Raw genomic sequence first — 15,226 nt, 5'->3', positions numbered from 1 at the left:
GCCGCGCCGCGCGTCGGGCCGGCCCGGCGCGGCGCGGCGCGCGGCGGCTCGGCAGGCTCCTGCGCGTCGCGCTCCCCCGCGCGATGCGCGGGCAACGCGACATCCTCCGTGTCGAATGGATCGGCGGAATCGGCAACGGCGGCGGTGGAACGGCGTGGTGACACTGGCATCGGATCGTCTGGGTGCTTCGCAAGGCAAGTACAATAGCGGCTTTCACGTCGTCCGAACGAACGACGCCGGCCAGGCCGCGCATCCCGTCATCATAGCGGCTCGCGCGCCCCATTTACGCGTTTCCGCCCCGCCGGCGACGCCCGCCGGCCGCTTCGAACCAGCCCGCATGTTCACGCTTTCCGATTTCGATTTCAATCTGCCGCCCGAGCTGATTGCGCAAACCGCGCTGCCCGACCGCACCGCGAGCCGCCTGCTCGAGGTCGACCATACCGTCGAGCCCCCGCGCCTCGTCGACCGCCGTTTCGCCGAGCTGCCGTCGTGCATCGCGCCCGGCGACCTGCTCGTCTTCAACGATACCAGGGTGCTGAAGGCGCGTTTCTTCGGCCAGAAGGCCAGCGGCGGCAAGATCGAGGTGCTGATCGAGCGCGTGACGGGCACGCACACGGCGCTCGCGCAGATCCGCGCGAGCAAGTCGCCGGGCGCCGGCACGACGCTGCGCCTTGCCGATGCGTTCGACGTGACCGTCGGCGAGCGCGTCGAGCCGTTCTTCACGCTGCACTTCCCCGAGCCGTGCCTCGCGCTGATCGAGCAGTACGGCCGCCTGCCGCTGCCGCCGTATATCGAGCACGATCCCGACGCGACCGACGAAACGCGCTACCAGACCGTCTATGCGAGCAATCCGGGCGCGGTCGCCGCGCCGACGGCCGGGCTGCACTTCGACCAGCCGCTGCTCGAGAAGCTCGACGCGATGGGCGTCGAGCGCGCGACGCTGACGCTGCACGTCGGCGCCGGCACGTTCCAGCCGGTGCGCGTCGACAACATCGCCGAGCACAGGATGCACAGCGAGTGGTACGACCTGCCGCAGTCGCTCGTCGACAAGATCGCCGCGACCCGCGCGCGCGGCGGCAACGTGATCGCGGTCGGCACGACGTCGATGCGCGCGCTCGAAGCCGCCGCGCGCGCGGCCGACGAAGCGGGCCGCCCGCTCGCGGCGACGCAGGCCGAGACAGACATCTTCATCACGCCCGGCTATCGTTTTCGCGTGGTCGACCGGCTCGTCACGAACTTCCACCTGCCGAAGTCGACACTGCTGATGCTGGTGTCCGCGTTCGCGGGTGTCGAGACGATCCGCGCCGCGTACCGGCACGCGATCGACCAACGCTACCGCTTCTTCAGCTACGGCGACGCGATGCTGCTCACGCGGCGCGACACGCCGGAGGCGCCGCAAGCATAAGCGCGACGGGCGCGACGGTCCCGCACCGCATGCCCGTCGCCCCCGTTACTATCTTCACGCCCCGATTTCCCGCTGGGCGAGCCACGCTGGCCCGCACCCGCCTTTTCCGCCGCCGGGCACCCGGCGGCCTGTCCAACATGCGCCGGACTGTTCTCCGGTAGCAAGGAGCACGACACGATGACCGAAGGCTCATCCCACGATCACGATACGCACGCCCCCGTGCAAGACCGCCCGGCAAACGGGCTCGAATTCGAACTGCTGACGACCGACGGCCACGCGCGCCGCGGCCGCGTGAAGCTCAACCACGGCGTGGTCGAAACGCCGATCTTCATGCCGGTCGGCACCTACGGCACCGTGAAGGCGATCCAGCCGCGCGAGCTGCACGAGATCAACGCCCAGATCATCCTCGGCAACACGTTCCACCTGTGGCTGCGCCCGGGCCTCGACACGATCGACGCGCACGGCGGCCTGCACGGCTTCATGGGCTGGAACAAGCCGATCCTGACCGACTCGGGCGGCTTCCAGGTGTTCTCGCTCGGCGATCTGCGCAAGATCACCGAGGACGGCGTCACGTTCGCGTCGCCGATCAACGGCGACAAGCTGTTCCTGTCGCCGGAAGTGTCGATGCAGATCCAGAAGGTGCTGAACTCCGACGTCGTGATGCAGTTCGACGAATGCACGCCGTACGCGACCGACGGCGTGCCGACCACGCACAAGGAAGCGGCCGACTCGATGCGCATGTCGCTGCGCTGGGCGAAGCGCTCGCTCGACGAGTTCGACCGGCTCGGCAACCCGAATGCGCTGTTCGGAATCGTCCAGGGCGGGATGTTCGAGGACCTGCGCGACGAATCGCTCGCGGGCCTGTCGGAACTCGGCTTCCACGGCCTCGCGATCGGCGGGCTGTCGGTCGGCGAGCCGAAGGAAGACATGATGCGCGTGCTGCGGCACGTGGGCCCGAAGCTGCCGGCCAACAAGCCGCACTACCTGATGGGCGTCGGCACGCCGGAGGATCTGGTCGAGGGCGTCGCCAACGGCATCGACATGTTCGACTGCGTGATGCCGACCCGCAACGCGCGCAACGGCTGGCTGTTCACGCGCTTCGGCGACGTGAAGATCCGCAACGCGACGCACAAGAACTCGCTGAAGCCGCTCGATGCAAGCTGCGCGTGCTACACGTGCCGGAACTTCTCGCGCGGCTACCTGCATCACCTGCACCGCGTCGGCGAAATCCTCGGCGCGCAGCTCAACACGATCCACAACCTGCACTACTACCTGCAGCTGATGAGCGAGATCCGCGACGCGATCGAGACCCATACGTTCGACGCGTTCCGCCAGCGCTTCGCGGAGGACCGCGCCAGAGGCGTCGACTGACGGGCCGACGGGCCGCGCGGCGGTTCGTCACATAGGACGTGTACTAAATAACGCGCTCCAACTGCCGAACCCGACCGCCAAATATTACAATTGCCTTTCCAAACAAGTCGCAATGGTGTCGGTTCGCGCTTTAACAGCTTGATCCGAAAGCGCATTTGCTGCGCCGTTTGCGCATGGGGCCGGTGGTAGAATAACCGGCTTATTTTTCGATCTTCCCCTACGGAGAGACCAACGTGCCGTTCATTTCCAATGCCTTCGCTCAAGGTGCCGGTGGCGCCGAATCGAGCCTGATGAGCTTCCTGCCGCTCATCCTGATGTTCGGCGTGCTCTACTTCATCATGATCCGTCCGCAGATGAAGCGTCAGAAGGAGCACCGCAACATGCTCGCGGCCATGGCCAAGGGCGACGAAGTCGTCACGAGCGGCGGCCTCGTCGGCAAGGTGACGAAGGTCACCGAAGGCTACATCGGCGTCGAGATCGCCGAAGGCACCGAAATCACCGTGCAGAAGGCTGCGGTCACGACCATTCTGCCGAAGGGCACGATCAAGTCGCTGTAAGCCCTTCACCGAGCGTCCGGCCCCCCGCGCCGTGCCCGCCTGAGAGAGCGGGCCGTCGCGGCGCCGGACGCGACGCTTTCACGCCAACCACCCGTTCGGCCCCCTCATGAATCGTTATCCACTCTGGAAATATGTCGTGATGGTCGTGGCGCTCGCCATCGGCCTTCTGTACACATTGCCCAACTTCTTCGGCGAAGCGCCGGCGGTGCAGGTGTCGAGCGGCAAGGCCACGGTCAAGCTCGACTCGACCACGCTGACCCAGGTCGAATCGGCGCTCGCGTCCGCGCAGATCACGCCGGACGACGTCACCTTCGAGAACACGGCGACCGGCGCGAACATCCGCGTGCGCCTGAAGGACACCGATACGCAGCTGCGCGTCAAGGACCTGCTGCAGAAGTCGCTGAACACCGACCCGAACGATCCGCAGTACGTCGTCGCACTGAACCTGCAGAGCGCGTCGCCGCGCTGGCTGACTGCCCTGCACGCGCTGCCGATGTATCTCGGCCTCGACCTGCGCGGCGGTGTCCACTTCCTGCTCCAGGTCGACATGACGGGCGCGCTCACGAAGAAGCTCGACTCCGACGCATCCGACGCGCGCTCGCTGCTGCGCGACAAGAACATCCGCGACGGCGGCGTGAGCCGCGTCGACCAGTCCGTCGTCGTCAACTTCAGCGACGCGCAGACCGCGGAAGACGCGCGCAAGGTGCTCGCGCAGTCGGTCACCGAACTGCAATGGGCGACCCAGCCCGGCGGCGGCGGCACGCAAGTCGTCGGCACGTTCACGCCGGCCGTGCAGAAGTCCGTCGAGGACGCCGCGCTCAAGCAGAACCTGACGACGCTCCACAACCGCGTGAACGAACTCGGCGTGTCGGAACCGATCCTGCAGCAGCAAGGCAGCGACCGCATCGTCGTCGAGCTGCCGGGCGTGCAGGACACCGCGAAGGCGAAGGACATCATCGGCCGCACCGCGACGCTCGAGGCACGCCTCGCCGACCCGATCAACACGCACCCGAACCCGAACGACCCGGTGCCTCCCGGCGAGGAACTGTTCACGCAGGGCATCCAGGCGCCCGTGCTGCTGAAGAAGGACGTGATCTTCACCGGCGACCGCATCATCGATGCATCGGCCGGCTTCGACGAACACCAGCGTCCGTCGGTCAACATCCGCCTCGATTCGGCCGGCGGCCGCGCGGTGCGCACCGTGTCGCGCGACAACATCGGCAAGCCGATGGCGATGGTGCTGTTCGAGAAGGGCAAGGGCGAGGTGCTGACGGTCGCGACGATCCAGTCGGAACTCGGCGACCGCTTCCAGATCACGGGCCAGCCGACGCCGCAGGCCGCGGCCGACCTCGCGCTGCTGCTGCGCGCCGGTTCGCTCGCCGCACCGATGGACATCATCGAGGAACGCACGATCGGCCCGAGCCTCGGCGCCGACAACATCAAGATGGGCGTCCACTCGGTGATCTGGGGCTTCTGCGCGATCGCCGTGTTCATGATCGCGTACTACATGCTGTTCGGCGTGGTCTCGGTGATCGGCCTGTCGGTCAACCTGCTGCTGCTCGTCGCCGTGCTGTCGCTGATGCAGGCGACGCTGACGCTGCCCGGTATCGCCGCAATCGCGCTCGCGCTCGGCATGGCGATCGACTCGAACGTGCTGATCAACGAGCGCGTGCGTGAAGAACTGCGCGCGGGCCAGCCGCCGCAACTCGCGATCCAGGCCGGCTACGCGCATGCGTGGGCGACGATTCTCGACTCGAACGTCACGACGCTGATCGCCGGCCTCGCGCTGCTCGCGTTCGGCTCGGGCCCGGTTCGCGCATTCGCGATCGTGCACTGCCTCGGTATCCTGACGTCGATGTTCTCCGCGGTGTTCTTCTCGCGCGGGATCGTCAACCTCTGGTACGGCGGCCGCAAGAAGCTGAAGTCGCTCGCGATCGGCCAGGTGTGGAGGCCGGAAGGCGCCGCTGCCGCCGCGTCGTTCACCGACGCGGACGAATCGACCGACACCGCGCGCGCCGCGAAGCTCGCCGCACCCGCGAAGGGCAATGCGCCGCGCGCCGGCAAGCCGCAGCTGCGCAACCGCGCGCAGCAAGGCGTGTCGCCGAAGAAACCGGGCTCGACCCAATAAGGCCCCGGAGACGAGACCATGGAATTTTTCCGCATCCGTAAAGACATTCCGTTCATGCGGCACGCGCTGGTGTTCAACGTGATCTCGCTGGTCACGTTCCTCGCCGCCGTGTTCTTCCTGTTCCACCGCGGGCTGCACCTGTCCGTCGAATTCACCGGCGGTACGGTGATCGAGGTGCAGTACCAGCAGGCCGCGGAACTCGAACCGGTGCGCGCGACGCTCGGCAAGCTCGGCTACGCCGACGCGCAGGTGCAGAACTTCGGCACGTCGCGCAACGTGCTGATCCGGCTGCAGCTGAAGGAAGGCCTCACGTCCGCGCAGCAGAGCGACCAGGTGATGACCGCGCTGAAGGCGCAGAGCCCGGACGTCACGCTGCAGCGCGTCGAGTTCGTCGGCCCGCAGGTCGGCCGGGAGCTCGCGACCGACGGCCTGCTCGCGCTCGCGTGCGTCGTGATCGGCATCGTGATCTACCTGTCGTTCCGCTTCGAATGGAAGTACGCGGTCGCCGGCATCATCGCCAACCTGCACGACGTCGTGATCATTCTCGGCTTCTTCGCGTTCTTCCAGTGGGAGTTCTCGCTGGCGGTGCTCGCGGCGATCCTCGCGGTGCTCGGCTACTCGGTCAACGAGTCGGTCGTCATCTTCGACCGGATCCGCGAGACGTTCCGCCGCGAACGCAAGATGAGCGTGCAGGAAGTGATCAACCACGCGATCACGACCACGATGTCGCGGACGATCATCACGCACACGTCGACGGAAATGATGGTGTTGTCGATGTTCTTCTTCGGCGGCCCGACGCTGCACTACTTCGCGCTCGCGCTGACGGTCGGCATCATGTTCGGCATCTACTCGTCGGTGTTCGTCGCGGGCTCGCTCGCGATGTGGCTCGGCATCAAGCGCGAAGACCTGATCAAGGACAAGAAGACCGCGCACGATCCGGACGATCCGAACGCGGGCGCGCAGGTTTAAGCGCCGCGCCGTTTCGGCAACCGCAAGAAGGCCGGTCCTGTTGGACCGGCCTTTTTTCATGCGCGGGCCGCCGCCGTGCGGCGTGCGGCCAGCCCGACAGGCGCCGTCACGGGCGTCGGCTACAATCGTTACCGCCCTGCCCCGCTACATGCCGGCCGCGCGCCGGCAGGCATGCACCCTCGCCCCCGTCCGAACATGCGGCCCCGATGATGCCTCCGATGTGTGTCGTTCGTCGCCTCGCCGGCTGCGCAGCCGTCGCGGCTGCATTGCTGCCGTGCACGCAACCTGCCGGCGCACAGTCGGCATCCGCACCAGCGGCCGCACAGCCTGTCGTCCCGCCTGCCGCCGCATCGCCGTCACCCTGCCCGCCCGACTGGGAGCCGCAGATCTGCGAACTCAAGGCCGCCGTCGAAGTGCTGAAGAAGCAGCATCTGACCGACGTCGACATCGGCGCGCTGCTCGACGCGACGGTCCACGACGGGATCAAGACGCTGCCGTACGCACGCTTTTTCGACGCAAAGGAGGAGCGGGGGCGCCGCGACGACGAACGACGCGCCCGCGACGGCACGCCCGGCATCGGGATCGTCTTCGAGACGCGGCCCGACGGGCTGCACATCATCGACGTGATTCCCGACGCACCGGCCGAGAAGGCCGGCGTGCGTCCCGACGATCTCGTCGTCGCGATGAACGACAGGAGCGTCGTCGGCATCGACAGCGGCGAGCTCGTGAAACTCGCGAAGGGCGATGCGGGCGTCCCGCTGAAGCTCACGGTGCAGCGCGGCCCGAACCATGCGGTGCTGAGCTTCGCGCCCGTGCGCGCGATCGTCAAGCCGCATCCGGCGATCGCGAAGCGGCTCGACGGCGACATCCTGTACACGCGGCTGTCGAGCTTTCCGGAACCGGCGGTCGGCGACTACATCGACGCGGTGCAGGCCGTGCGCCGCACGGGCCCGCCGGTGAAAGGGATGATTCTCGACCTGCGCATCAACGGCGGCGGCGCGCTCAATGCGGCGATCGGCATTACCGCGCTGTTCGCGGGACGCGACCGCACCGCGATGGTGACGGTCGAGCGCGGCGACACCCACCGCCGCCGCTTCTCGACCAACTGGCCCGACTACGAACTGCCGGTGATGCACGGGCAGGATCCGCTCGCGCCGCTGCAGGCCGACGACTGGTGGCGCACCGTGCCGCTCGTCGTGCTCGTCGACGGACAGAGCGCGTCGGCCGCCGAAGCGACCGCGGCGGCGCTGAAGGATCTCGGCCGCGCGAAATTGCTCGGCATGCCGACCTACGGGAAGGGGCTCGCGCAGACCGGCGTCGACCTGATTGACGGCACGCGCCTGAACTTCACGTTCGCGCGCAACCTGCGGCCGAACGGCTGCCCGATGGACGGCTACGGCGTCGTGCCGGACTGGCTCGTGCCGCCGCGCCGCGACTCGGACGTCGACGGCGTGCTGCTGTGGTACCGGGAAGTCGATCTCGCACGCGCGCCGTATGCGGACCGGCTGACACCCGACCCGTTCGAGCACGTGCGCAAGGAACGGCAGAAGCTGCGCGAAGCGCGCGTACGCGCGAAGGTCGATACGTCGAAGAGCGCGGCGCTGCCGCAGCGCGCATTCGGCACCGCCGACGACTGGCAGTTGCAGCAGGCGCTCGCCGCACTCGCGGGGCGCCCCGTGCGGACCGTCGACGCGCCGGCGCAACTGATGCCCGCGCAGCCCGTGTGCGAACGCGGCGGCAACTGACGCGCCGCCGCCCGCCCTGCTACCGGAAGCCGAATCGCCGGCGCAGCACGACCAGCGCCGCGAGGCTCAGCACGGCCGCGAACATCAGGTAGAAGCTCGGCGCGGTCTTCAGACCGGTCGCACGGATCAGCCACGCGATGATGAACGGCCCGAAGCCGCCGAAGATCGTCACCGCGACGTTATACGCGAGCGACATCCCGGTCGTGCGCGTCTGCACCGGAAACACCTCGGACAGCAGGCCCGGCAGCGCCGCGAAGTAGCCCGTCATCAGGAATGCGAGCAGCACCTGCAGCGCGATCAGCGTGCCGAAGCCCGGATGCGCGACGAGATAGGCGAATGCCGGATAGATCAGCACGAGGATGCCGATGGCGGGCGCGATCATCACGCGCACGCGGCCGTAACGATCCGACCAGTGGCCGACGAGCGGCGCGAACGCCATCTGGATCACGCCGACGACGAGGATCGCCGCGAACGCGGCGGACGGTGCGAGGCCGAGCTGCTTCACGCCGTAGGTCGGCATGAACAGCACGAGATAGGTCGCGACGGTGCCGAGCACGACCACGCCCATCGCCGCGACCAGGCGCGCCTTGTGCGATGCGAACGTGTCGCGCAGCGGGTTCGCGGTGCCCTCGGCCGCGAGGAATTCGGGCGTCTCGTCGACCTTGGTGCGGATGTAGTACGCGACGGGCCCGAGCAGCAGCCCGAAGAAGAACGGCACGCGCCAGCCCCACGAAGCCATCTGCGCGGCCGACAGCTGCGCGTTCAGCACGGTGCCGAAGCCGGCGGCGAGCAGCGTCGTGAGCCCCTGGCTCGCGACCTGCCAGCTCGCGAAGAAACCGCGCCGGCCCGGCACGTGTTCGGCAAGGAACGCGGTCGCGCTGCCGAACTCGCCGCCGGCCGAGAAGCCCTGCACCAGCCGCGCGGCGACGAGGATCACCGGCGCGGCGACGCCGATCGTCTCGTAGGTCGGCAGCACCGCGATGATCAGCGTGCCGACCATCATCAGCAGGATCGACAGCGTGAGCGCGGCCTTGCGGCCCGCGCGGTCGGCATACGCGCCGAGCACGATCGCGCCGAGTGGCCGCATGAAGAACGACACGCCGAACGTGCCGAGCGTGAGCAGCAGCGACACGGTGTCGTTGCCGGCCGGAAAGAACAGCTTCGAGATCGTCACCGCGAAGAAGCCGTAGACGACGAGATCGAACCACTCGAGCGCGTTGCCGATCGACGCGGCGACCACCGCGCGCCACACGCGCGGCGACGAGGCAATGGAACGGGACTGCGTGGCGGCATGCATCGGCGATCTCCTTGTCGTTGTACGTTCTGTTCGAGGCGGCCGCGGCCACGCCCGCGCCGTCGGCCCGCCGGGCGCCGCGAGCGGCGCTCGGGCGATTATAGGCGCGCAAAAAAATACCGCCGCGCTCCCGGCAATGGGAACGCGGCGGTTGGCTCGCGGCGGGCCGGCGCGGCGGCAGGCCCGGCCGGCGGCGTTACTGCTGCTTGACGGCTTCGGCCGTGATCAGCAGCTTCGTCTTCATCTTGAAGCCGTACTGCTTGCCGTAGTCGAGGCCGAAATCGTCGCGGCTGAATTCGCCGATCGCGTCGACGCCGCACACTTCACGCTTGAGCATCGGGTGCGGCATGCACTTGAACGAATCGATCTTCAGCGTCAGCGGCTTCGTGACGCCATGCAGCGTCAGGTTGCCGACCACCGACACCGGCTTGTCGCCGTCGAACTTGATGGCGCCCTTGTAGGTCGCTTCCGGGTACTTCGATGCGTCGAAGAACTCGGCCGTCTGCAGGTGCTCGTCGAGCTTCGTGCTGCCCGTGCTGATCGAGCCGATCTCGGTCGTCACGTCGACCGTGCCGGTCTTCGCCGCGCGATCGAGCGTCACCGAGCCCTTCGACTTGTCGAACTTGCCGCGCCAGACCGACAGGCCGCCGAAGTGGTCGGCCTCGAAGCTCGGGTACGTGTGGCTCGGGTCGAACTGGTACGTCGCGCTGTCGGCGAATGCCGAGAACGACAGCGAAGCGGCCAGTGCGCCGGCGGCGATCATCAGATGCTTTTTCAACTCATTCTCCTTGGAACGGCGCCGCGCCCTCGCGCGGCATTCGGGTGATGCGACAGGCCGCCGCTTACTTCGTGGCGACCAGATGGAACTTGATCTGCACTTCGTCCGCGACGATCGACGTATCCTTCCACTCGCCGGTGCCGACGTTGAACGCCGAACGCTTGATCGGCAGGACGCCGTCGAAGGTCTGCGTCGCGCCGCTCTGCGTGACCGTCACGGGCACGGTGACGGCCTCGGACTTGCCCTTGATCGTCAGCTTGCCGGTCACGTTGTACTTGTTGCCGCCGGCCGGCGCGATCGCCGACGACACGAACGTCGCCTGCGGATACGTCTTCGCGTCGAACCAGTCCTTGCCGGCGACCTGGTCGTTGTACATCTTGTCGCCGAGGTCATAACTCGCGACGTCGATCGTCATTTGCGCGCTGCCCTGCGCGGCCTTCGCCGGATCGAACTTCACCTGCGCGGAAAACTTCTTGAACGCGCCCTCGGTCGGCACGTTCATCTGCTTCGACACGACGGACACCTTGCTCTTCGCGAGATCGACATCGGCGAGCGCCGCGCCCGACGCGACAAGTGACACCGCGGCGAACGCGGTCAGCATGGAGCGGGAGAAAGACACTTTCATGGAATCCTTCATTTGGCAAAGGGAAGCATCCGCGACAGCAGGCCGTCGCGGTCCAACAACTGGTGCTTGAGCGCCGCGAGCACGTGCAGCGAGACGAGCGCAAGCAGAATGTAATTCAAAGACACGTGGAGCGTCTTGAAGGTTTCCTTGAGCACCGGATCGGGATCGATCAGCCGCGGCAGCGGCACGATGCCGAGGTACACGACCGGGATGTTCGACGCCGAGCTGTACAGGTAGCCCGTGATCGGAATCACCAGCATCAGCACGTACAGCAGGATGTGCACGCCGTGCGACGCCGCACGCTGCCACGCCGGCGTGCCGCCCGGCAGCGGCGGCGGCACGTGCGTCGCGCGCCACAGCACGCGCACCACGGCCAGCGCGAACACCGTCACACCGAGCCACTTGTGCCACGAGAAGTACTTCAGCTTCGTCGGCGTGAAGCCGGGGATGTCCGTCATCACCCAGCCCAGTGCGAAGGCGCAGACGATCAGCAGCGCGATCAGCCAGTGCAGCGCGATCGCGCTCTGCGTATAGCGTACCGGCCTGGCCGGCAGCGAATTCGATACCATCTTGGATTCCTCAGTTCAGCGAACAGCCGCGCCGGCCATGAGTCCGACGCTTGTCAAGGGCGCCATGCTACCGCAACCTTTGGACCTGCGCGGACTCTGAGGACAGGCGTGTCAGCCTGCTGCCCGCTCCCCGTCATGTTACCGATCGGTCACTGAACACACGATCGTTGACACCGCGAAAAAGGCGTTTTGGTAAGATTGGCGCGGGTTCCGGCCCCGTCGACGCGTTCTCCCGCCGTCGCGCAACCGCTTTTTCCATGCAACGAAACGACCTGATTGCCTGTCACGAGTGCGACGCACTGTTGCACAAACCGCGCCTCGGCCGCCGCGAAATCGCGCGCTGTCCGCGCTGCGGCGCACTGCTCTATCGCGACAGCGCCACGCAGATCGAGCGGATCTGCGCGCTCGCGCTCGCGGCGCTGATCACGTTCACGATCGCGCAGGCGTTCCCGATCCTCGAAATGGACGTGAACGGCAATCGCGTGCAGACGACGCTGATCGGCGCGATCGACTCGCTGTGGCGCCAGGACATGGCGGTCGTCGGCGTGATGGTGTTCTGTTCGACCGTGCTGTTCCCGCTCGTCGAGATGGCCGCGCTGCTGTACCTGCTGCTGCCGATCCGGCGCGGCGTCGTGCCGCCCGGTTTCAACCTGGTGCTGCGCGCGATCGAGCTCGTGCGGCCATGGGGCATGATCGAGGTGTTCATGCTCGGGATCGTCGTGACGATCGTGAAGATGGTGAGCCTCGCGCGTGTCGTTCCCGATGCCGCGCTGTTCGCGTTCGCCGCGCTCACGCTGATGATCGCCGTCGTGCTGATGTTCGATCCGCGCACGTTGTGGGATATCGCCGACGACCTGCGCGCCGGGCGCCCGCCCGGACAGCCGGAGCCGCCCGACATCGCCGCGCCGCCGCCCGAGGCCGCCCGCCGATGACGACGCCGACCGCCGCCCGCGAGGGCTATGCGAGCTGCCACACGTGCGGACTCGTGCAGACGCTCGACCGGCCGCATGCGCACTGCGCGCGCTGCGGCACCGCGCTGCATTTCCGCATCCCGAACAGCATCATGCGCACCTGGGCGCTGCTGCTCGCGGCCGCGATCCTTTACATTCCGGCGAACCTGCTGCCGATCATGCGCACCGCATCGATCGTCGGCTCGCAGGAAGACACGATCATGAGCGGCGTCATCTATTTCTGGGTGTCGGGCGACTGGCCGCTCGCCGTCGTCGTGTTCGTCGCGAGCATCCTCGTGCCGATGCTCAAGCTCGGCGTGCTGCTGATCCTCGTGATCAGCGCGCAGCGCCGCTCGCCGTGGCGGCCGCTGCAGCGCACGCGCCTGTTCCGGATCGTCGAGCGCATCGGCCGCTGGTCGATGCTCGACATCTTCGTCGTGACGCTCACCGTCGCGCTCGTCCATTTCCGTTCGCTCGCCGTCATCACGGCCGGCCCCGGCGCGATCGCGTTCGGCTCGGTCGTGATCCTGACGATGCTCGCATCGATGCAGTTCGATCCCCGCCTGATCTGGGATCCAGTCGAAACCTCAGGGAATCACCATGAATAGTCCGCAAGGCCCGCAGCACGACCAGCCCCGGCCGCCCGACCCGACGATCTCGACGAAAAGCGGCTGGCTGCCGTCGCTCGTGTGGCTCGTGCCGCTGATCGCCGCGCTGATCGGCATCGGCCTCGTGATCAAGTCCGTGCGCGAGCGCGGCCCGGAAATCACGATCAGCTTCCATAGCGCCGAAGGGCTCGAGCCCGGCAAGACCCAGGTCAAGTACAAGGACGTCGAGATCGGCATGGTCAAGACGATCAAGCTGTCGAAAGACCTGTCGCGCGTGCTCGTCCAGGTGCAGCTCAAGAAGGAAGCCGAGGACTTCGCGGTCAAGGGCTCGCGCTTCTGGATCGTGCGGCCGCGCGTCGGCGCGACCGGCGTGTCGGGGCTCGGCACGCTACTGTCCGGCGCGTATATCGGCGTCGACGCCGGCCACGGGCAGGATACGCTGACCGACTTTACGGGCTCCGAAACGCCGCCCGCCGTCACGGGCGACCAGAAAGGCACGCAATACGTGCTGCGCGGCGATTCGCTCGGCTCGATCGACATCGGCTCGCCCGTCTACTACCGCCGCGTGCAGGTCGGCCAGGTGGTCGGCTTCTCGCTCGACAAGGACGGCACGGGCGTCACGGTCAACGTGTTCGTTACTGCGCCGTACGACCAGTACGTCGGCGTAAACTCGCGCTGGTGGCAGGCCAGCGGCGTCGACCTGCGGCTCGATTCGAGCGGCTTGAAGCTGAACACGCAGTCGCTCGCGACGGTGATCCTCGGCGGCATCGCATTCCAGACGCCGCCGAACCAGGGCAGCGGCGCGACGGCACCGAACAACACGACGTTCCGCCTGGCCTCCGACGAGGGCGACGCGATGCGCGACCCGGACGGCCAGCCGCTGCAGGTCGTGATGAACTTCAACCAGTCGCTGCGCGGGCTCGCCGTCGGCGCGACGGTCGACTTCCGCGGCATCGTGCTCGGCGAAGTAACGAACATCGGCATCGACTACGATCCGAAGACGAAGAACTTCACGATGCCGGTGACGATGAACGTGTATCCGGAGCGCCTCGGCCGCCGCTTCCGCGAAACGATCGAGAGCAAGGGCGAACCGGCCCGCCGCGAGATCGTCGAACGGCTCGTCCAGCACGGGCTGCGCGGCCAGCTGCGCACCGGCAACCTGCTGACGAGCCAGCTTTACGTCGCGCTCGACTTCTTCCCGAAGGCGCCGGCCGTGAAGATCGACACGGCGCGCCAGCCGCTCGAGCTGCCGACCGTGCCGAACACGCTCGACGAACTGCAGCTGCAGGTCGCCGACATCGCGAAGAAACTCGACAAGGTGCCGTTCGACCAGATCGGCGCGAACCTGAACAGCGCGCTGTCGAACGCCGACAAGCTGTTCAAGCAGCTCGACACGCAGGTCGCGCCGGAAGCGCGCGACACGCTGTCGGCCGCGAAGCAGACCTTCTCGACCGCCGAAGCGACGCTGCAGCAGGATTCGCCGCTGCAGTCCGACGTGCGCGGCGCGCTGAAGGAGCTCACGCGCACGCTGCAGTCGCTGAACGCGCTCGCCGATTATCTGGAGCGTCACCCCGAATCGCTGCTCAAGGGCAAGCCAGGAGATAAACAATGACGACACGCGTGAACGGTTTCGCGAGCGGCGCGGTGGCCTTCGCCGCACTCGCGCTCGCCGCGTGCAGCTCGCCGCCCGCGCGGTTCTACACGCTCAGCCCGGCCGACACCACGGCCCCGGTGCGCACCGCGCCGGCCAACCCGGCGTTCCTGATCGAGGTGCCGTCCGTCGGCGTGCCCGAGCAGGTCGCGAAGAACCAGCTGGTCGTGCAGAAGAACGCCGCGCAGGTCGACGTGCTCGAGCAGGAACGCTGGGCGTCGCCGCCCGCCGACGAGATCCGCCGCGCGCTGTCGGACGATCTCGCCGCGCAACTCGGCACGATCGACGTCGCGAATTCCGCGTACCCGCCCGGCGTGCCCGTGTATCGCGTCAGCGTAAACGTGCAGCGCTTCGAGTCGTGGCCCGGCAAGCGCGCAGCGGTCGACGCCGTGTGGAGCGTGCGCCCGCTCGGCACGCAGGCCGTGATGACCTGTCGCACGAGCGTCGCGGAACCGGTCGCCGACAGCTACGACGCGCTCGTCGCCGGCCACCGGCGCGCGCTCGACGTGATCGCCACGCAGGCCGCGGCCGGCGTGCGCGCGATGGCCGCAAGCCGCGGCACGACGCCCGCGGCGG

At 67.6% G+C, this 15,226-nt stretch carries 14 protein-coding genes; 10 read left to right on the top strand and 4 right to left on the bottom strand.

Features of this window, described 5'->3' with window-relative positions; translation table 11 throughout:
- Positions 1–337 precede the first annotated feature (337 nt).
- The 6 genes from queA to ACNQQL_RS35025 all read left to right on the top strand — a co-directional run bounded on the left by queA (position 338) and on the right by ACNQQL_RS35025 (position 8,175).
- A complete protein-coding gene (queA, locus tag ACNQQL_RS35050) occupies positions 338–1,405 on the top strand; it encodes a tRNA preQ1(34) S-adenosylmethionine ribosyltransferase-isomerase QueA (RefSeq protein WP_347069160.1) in 1,068 nt (355 codons plus the stop codon).
- Between the two features lie 177 nt (positions 1,406–1,582).
- Positions 1,583–2,776 carry a tRNA guanosine(34) transglycosylase Tgt gene (tgt, locus tag ACNQQL_RS35045; RefSeq protein ID WP_347069158.1) on the top strand — a complete coding sequence of 398 codons (1,194 nt, stop codon included), beginning with the start codon at positions 1,583–1,585 and terminating at the stop codon, positions 2,774–2,776.
- A 233-nt stretch (positions 2,777–3,009) separates the two neighbouring features.
- Positions 3,010–3,333 carry a preprotein translocase subunit YajC gene (yajC, locus tag ACNQQL_RS35040; protein WP_034182772.1) on the top strand — a complete coding sequence of 108 codons (324 nt, stop codon included), beginning with the start codon at positions 3,010–3,012 and terminating at the stop codon, positions 3,331–3,333.
- Positions 3,334–3,439: 106 nt separating this feature from the next.
- Entirely contained in the window at positions 3,440–5,461 is a 2,022-nt protein-coding gene (secD, locus tag ACNQQL_RS35035) for a protein translocase subunit SecD (RefSeq protein WP_347069155.1), read from the top strand.
- Positions 5,462–5,479: 18 nt separating this feature from the next.
- Complete coding sequence (gene secF, locus ACNQQL_RS35030; RefSeq protein ID WP_034182770.1) at positions 5,480–6,430, top strand: protein translocase subunit SecF; 951 nt, start codon at positions 5,480–5,482, stop codon at positions 6,428–6,430.
- A gap of 218 nt (positions 6,431–6,648) precedes the next feature.
- Complete coding sequence (locus tag ACNQQL_RS35025) at positions 6,649–8,175, top strand: S41 family peptidase (RefSeq protein ID WP_347069151.1); 1,527 nt, start codon at positions 6,649–6,651, stop codon at positions 8,173–8,175.
- Positions 8,176–8,194: 19 nt separating this feature from the next.
- On the opposite strand, the gene ACNQQL_RS35020 is transcribed toward ACNQQL_RS35025, so the two are convergent.
- The 4 genes from ACNQQL_RS35020 to ACNQQL_RS35005 all read right to left on the bottom strand — a co-directional run bounded on the left by ACNQQL_RS35020 (position 8,195) and on the right by ACNQQL_RS35005 (position 11,441).
- The gene (locus ACNQQL_RS35020) at positions 8,195–9,472 is read right to left on the bottom strand and encodes an MFS transporter (RefSeq protein WP_072436291.1); all 1,278 of its coding nucleotides are present in this window, start codon (positions 9,470–9,472) and stop codon (positions 8,195–8,197) included.
- Between the two features lie 193 nt (positions 9,473–9,665).
- Positions 9,666–10,247 (bottom strand): YceI family protein, encoded by a 582-nt coding sequence (locus ACNQQL_RS35015; RefSeq protein WP_072436293.1) that lies wholly within the window; start codon positions 10,245–10,247, stop codon positions 9,666–9,668.
- A gap of 64 nt (positions 10,248–10,311) precedes the next feature.
- Complete coding sequence (locus ACNQQL_RS35010; RefSeq protein ID WP_347069148.1) at positions 10,312–10,872, bottom strand: YceI family protein; 561 nt, start codon at positions 10,870–10,872, stop codon at positions 10,312–10,314.
- 8 nt (positions 10,873–10,880) lie between these two features.
- Positions 10,881–11,441: a cytochrome b gene (locus ACNQQL_RS35005; protein ID WP_072436294.1), complete on the bottom strand. Its 561-nt coding sequence runs from the start codon at positions 11,439–11,441 to the stop codon at positions 10,881–10,883.
- A gap of 257 nt (positions 11,442–11,698) precedes the next feature.
- Between ACNQQL_RS35005 and ACNQQL_RS35000 the strand changes: the two genes are divergently transcribed.
- The 4 genes from ACNQQL_RS35000 to ACNQQL_RS34985 all read left to right on the top strand — a co-directional run.
- Entirely contained in the window at positions 11,699–12,373 is a 675-nt protein-coding gene (locus ACNQQL_RS35000; RefSeq protein WP_347069146.1) for a paraquat-inducible protein A, read from the top strand.
- Positions 12,370–12,999, top strand: coding sequence for a paraquat-inducible protein A (locus tag ACNQQL_RS34995; protein WP_204425816.1), 630 nt, complete (start codon positions 12,370–12,372; stop codon positions 12,997–12,999). Before ACNQQL_RS35000 ends, ACNQQL_RS34995 begins: the two co-directional genes overlap by 4 nt.
- Positions 12,992–14,611 (top strand): intermembrane transport protein PqiB, encoded by a 1,620-nt coding sequence (locus tag ACNQQL_RS34990; protein ID WP_347069144.1) that lies wholly within the window; start codon positions 12,992–12,994, stop codon positions 14,609–14,611. The genes ACNQQL_RS34995 and ACNQQL_RS34990 overlap by 8 nt, the downstream gene beginning before the upstream one ends.
- Positions 14,608–15,226 (top strand): PqiC family protein (locus tag ACNQQL_RS34985; RefSeq protein WP_347069142.1); only part of this gene is annotated, 619 nt, incomplete at its 3' end. The genes ACNQQL_RS34990 and ACNQQL_RS34985, both read left to right, overlap by 4 nt.

The sequence above is a fragment of the Burkholderia sp. LFS061 genome (assembly GCF_047978125.1).
GTDB classification, from domain to species: domain Bacteria; phylum Pseudomonadota; class Gammaproteobacteria; order Burkholderiales; family Burkholderiaceae; genus Burkholderia; species Burkholderia pyrrocinia_C.
The sequence above is the reverse complement of the archived record's forward strand: the minus strand, read 5'-3'. Positions and strand labels throughout refer to the sequence as shown.

Bases quoted from the DNA above. Each gene is read 5' to 3' on its own strand.
- ACNQQL_RS35025 (WP_347069151.1), top strand. From the start codon at position 6,649: ATGTGTGTCGTTCGTCGCCTCGCCGGCTGCGCAGCCGTCGCGGCTGCA.
- ACNQQL_RS34990 (WP_347069144.1), top strand. From the start codon at position 12,992: ATGAATAGTCCGCAAGGCCCGCAGCACGACCAGCCCCGGCCGCCCGAC.
- secF (WP_034182770.1), top strand. From the start codon at position 5,480: ATGGAATTTTTCCGCATCCGTAAAGACATTCCGTTCATGCGGCACGCG.
- queA (WP_347069160.1), top strand. From the start codon at position 338: ATGTTCACGCTTTCCGATTTCGATTTCAATCTGCCGCCCGAGCTGATT.
- ACNQQL_RS34995 (WP_204425816.1), top strand. From the start codon at position 12,370: ATGACGACGCCGACCGCCGCCCGCGAGGGCTATGCGAGCTGCCACACG.
- tgt (WP_347069158.1), top strand. From the start codon at position 1,583: ATGACCGAAGGCTCATCCCACGATCACGATACGCACGCCCCCGTGCAA.
- ACNQQL_RS35010 (WP_347069148.1), bottom strand. From the start codon at position 10,872: ATGAAAGTGTCTTTCTCCCGCTCCATGCTGACCGCGTTCGCCGCGGTG.
- ACNQQL_RS35005 (WP_072436294.1), bottom strand. From the start codon at position 11,441: ATGGTATCGAATTCGCTGCCGGCCAGGCCGGTACGCTATACGCAGAGC.
- ACNQQL_RS35020 (WP_072436291.1), bottom strand. From the start codon at position 9,472: ATGCATGCCGCCACGCAGTCCCGTTCCATTGCCTCGTCGCCGCGCGTG.
- secD (WP_347069155.1), top strand. From the start codon at position 3,440: ATGAATCGTTATCCACTCTGGAAATATGTCGTGATGGTCGTGGCGCTC.
- ACNQQL_RS35000 (WP_347069146.1), top strand. From the start codon at position 11,699: ATGCAACGAAACGACCTGATTGCCTGTCACGAGTGCGACGCACTGTTG.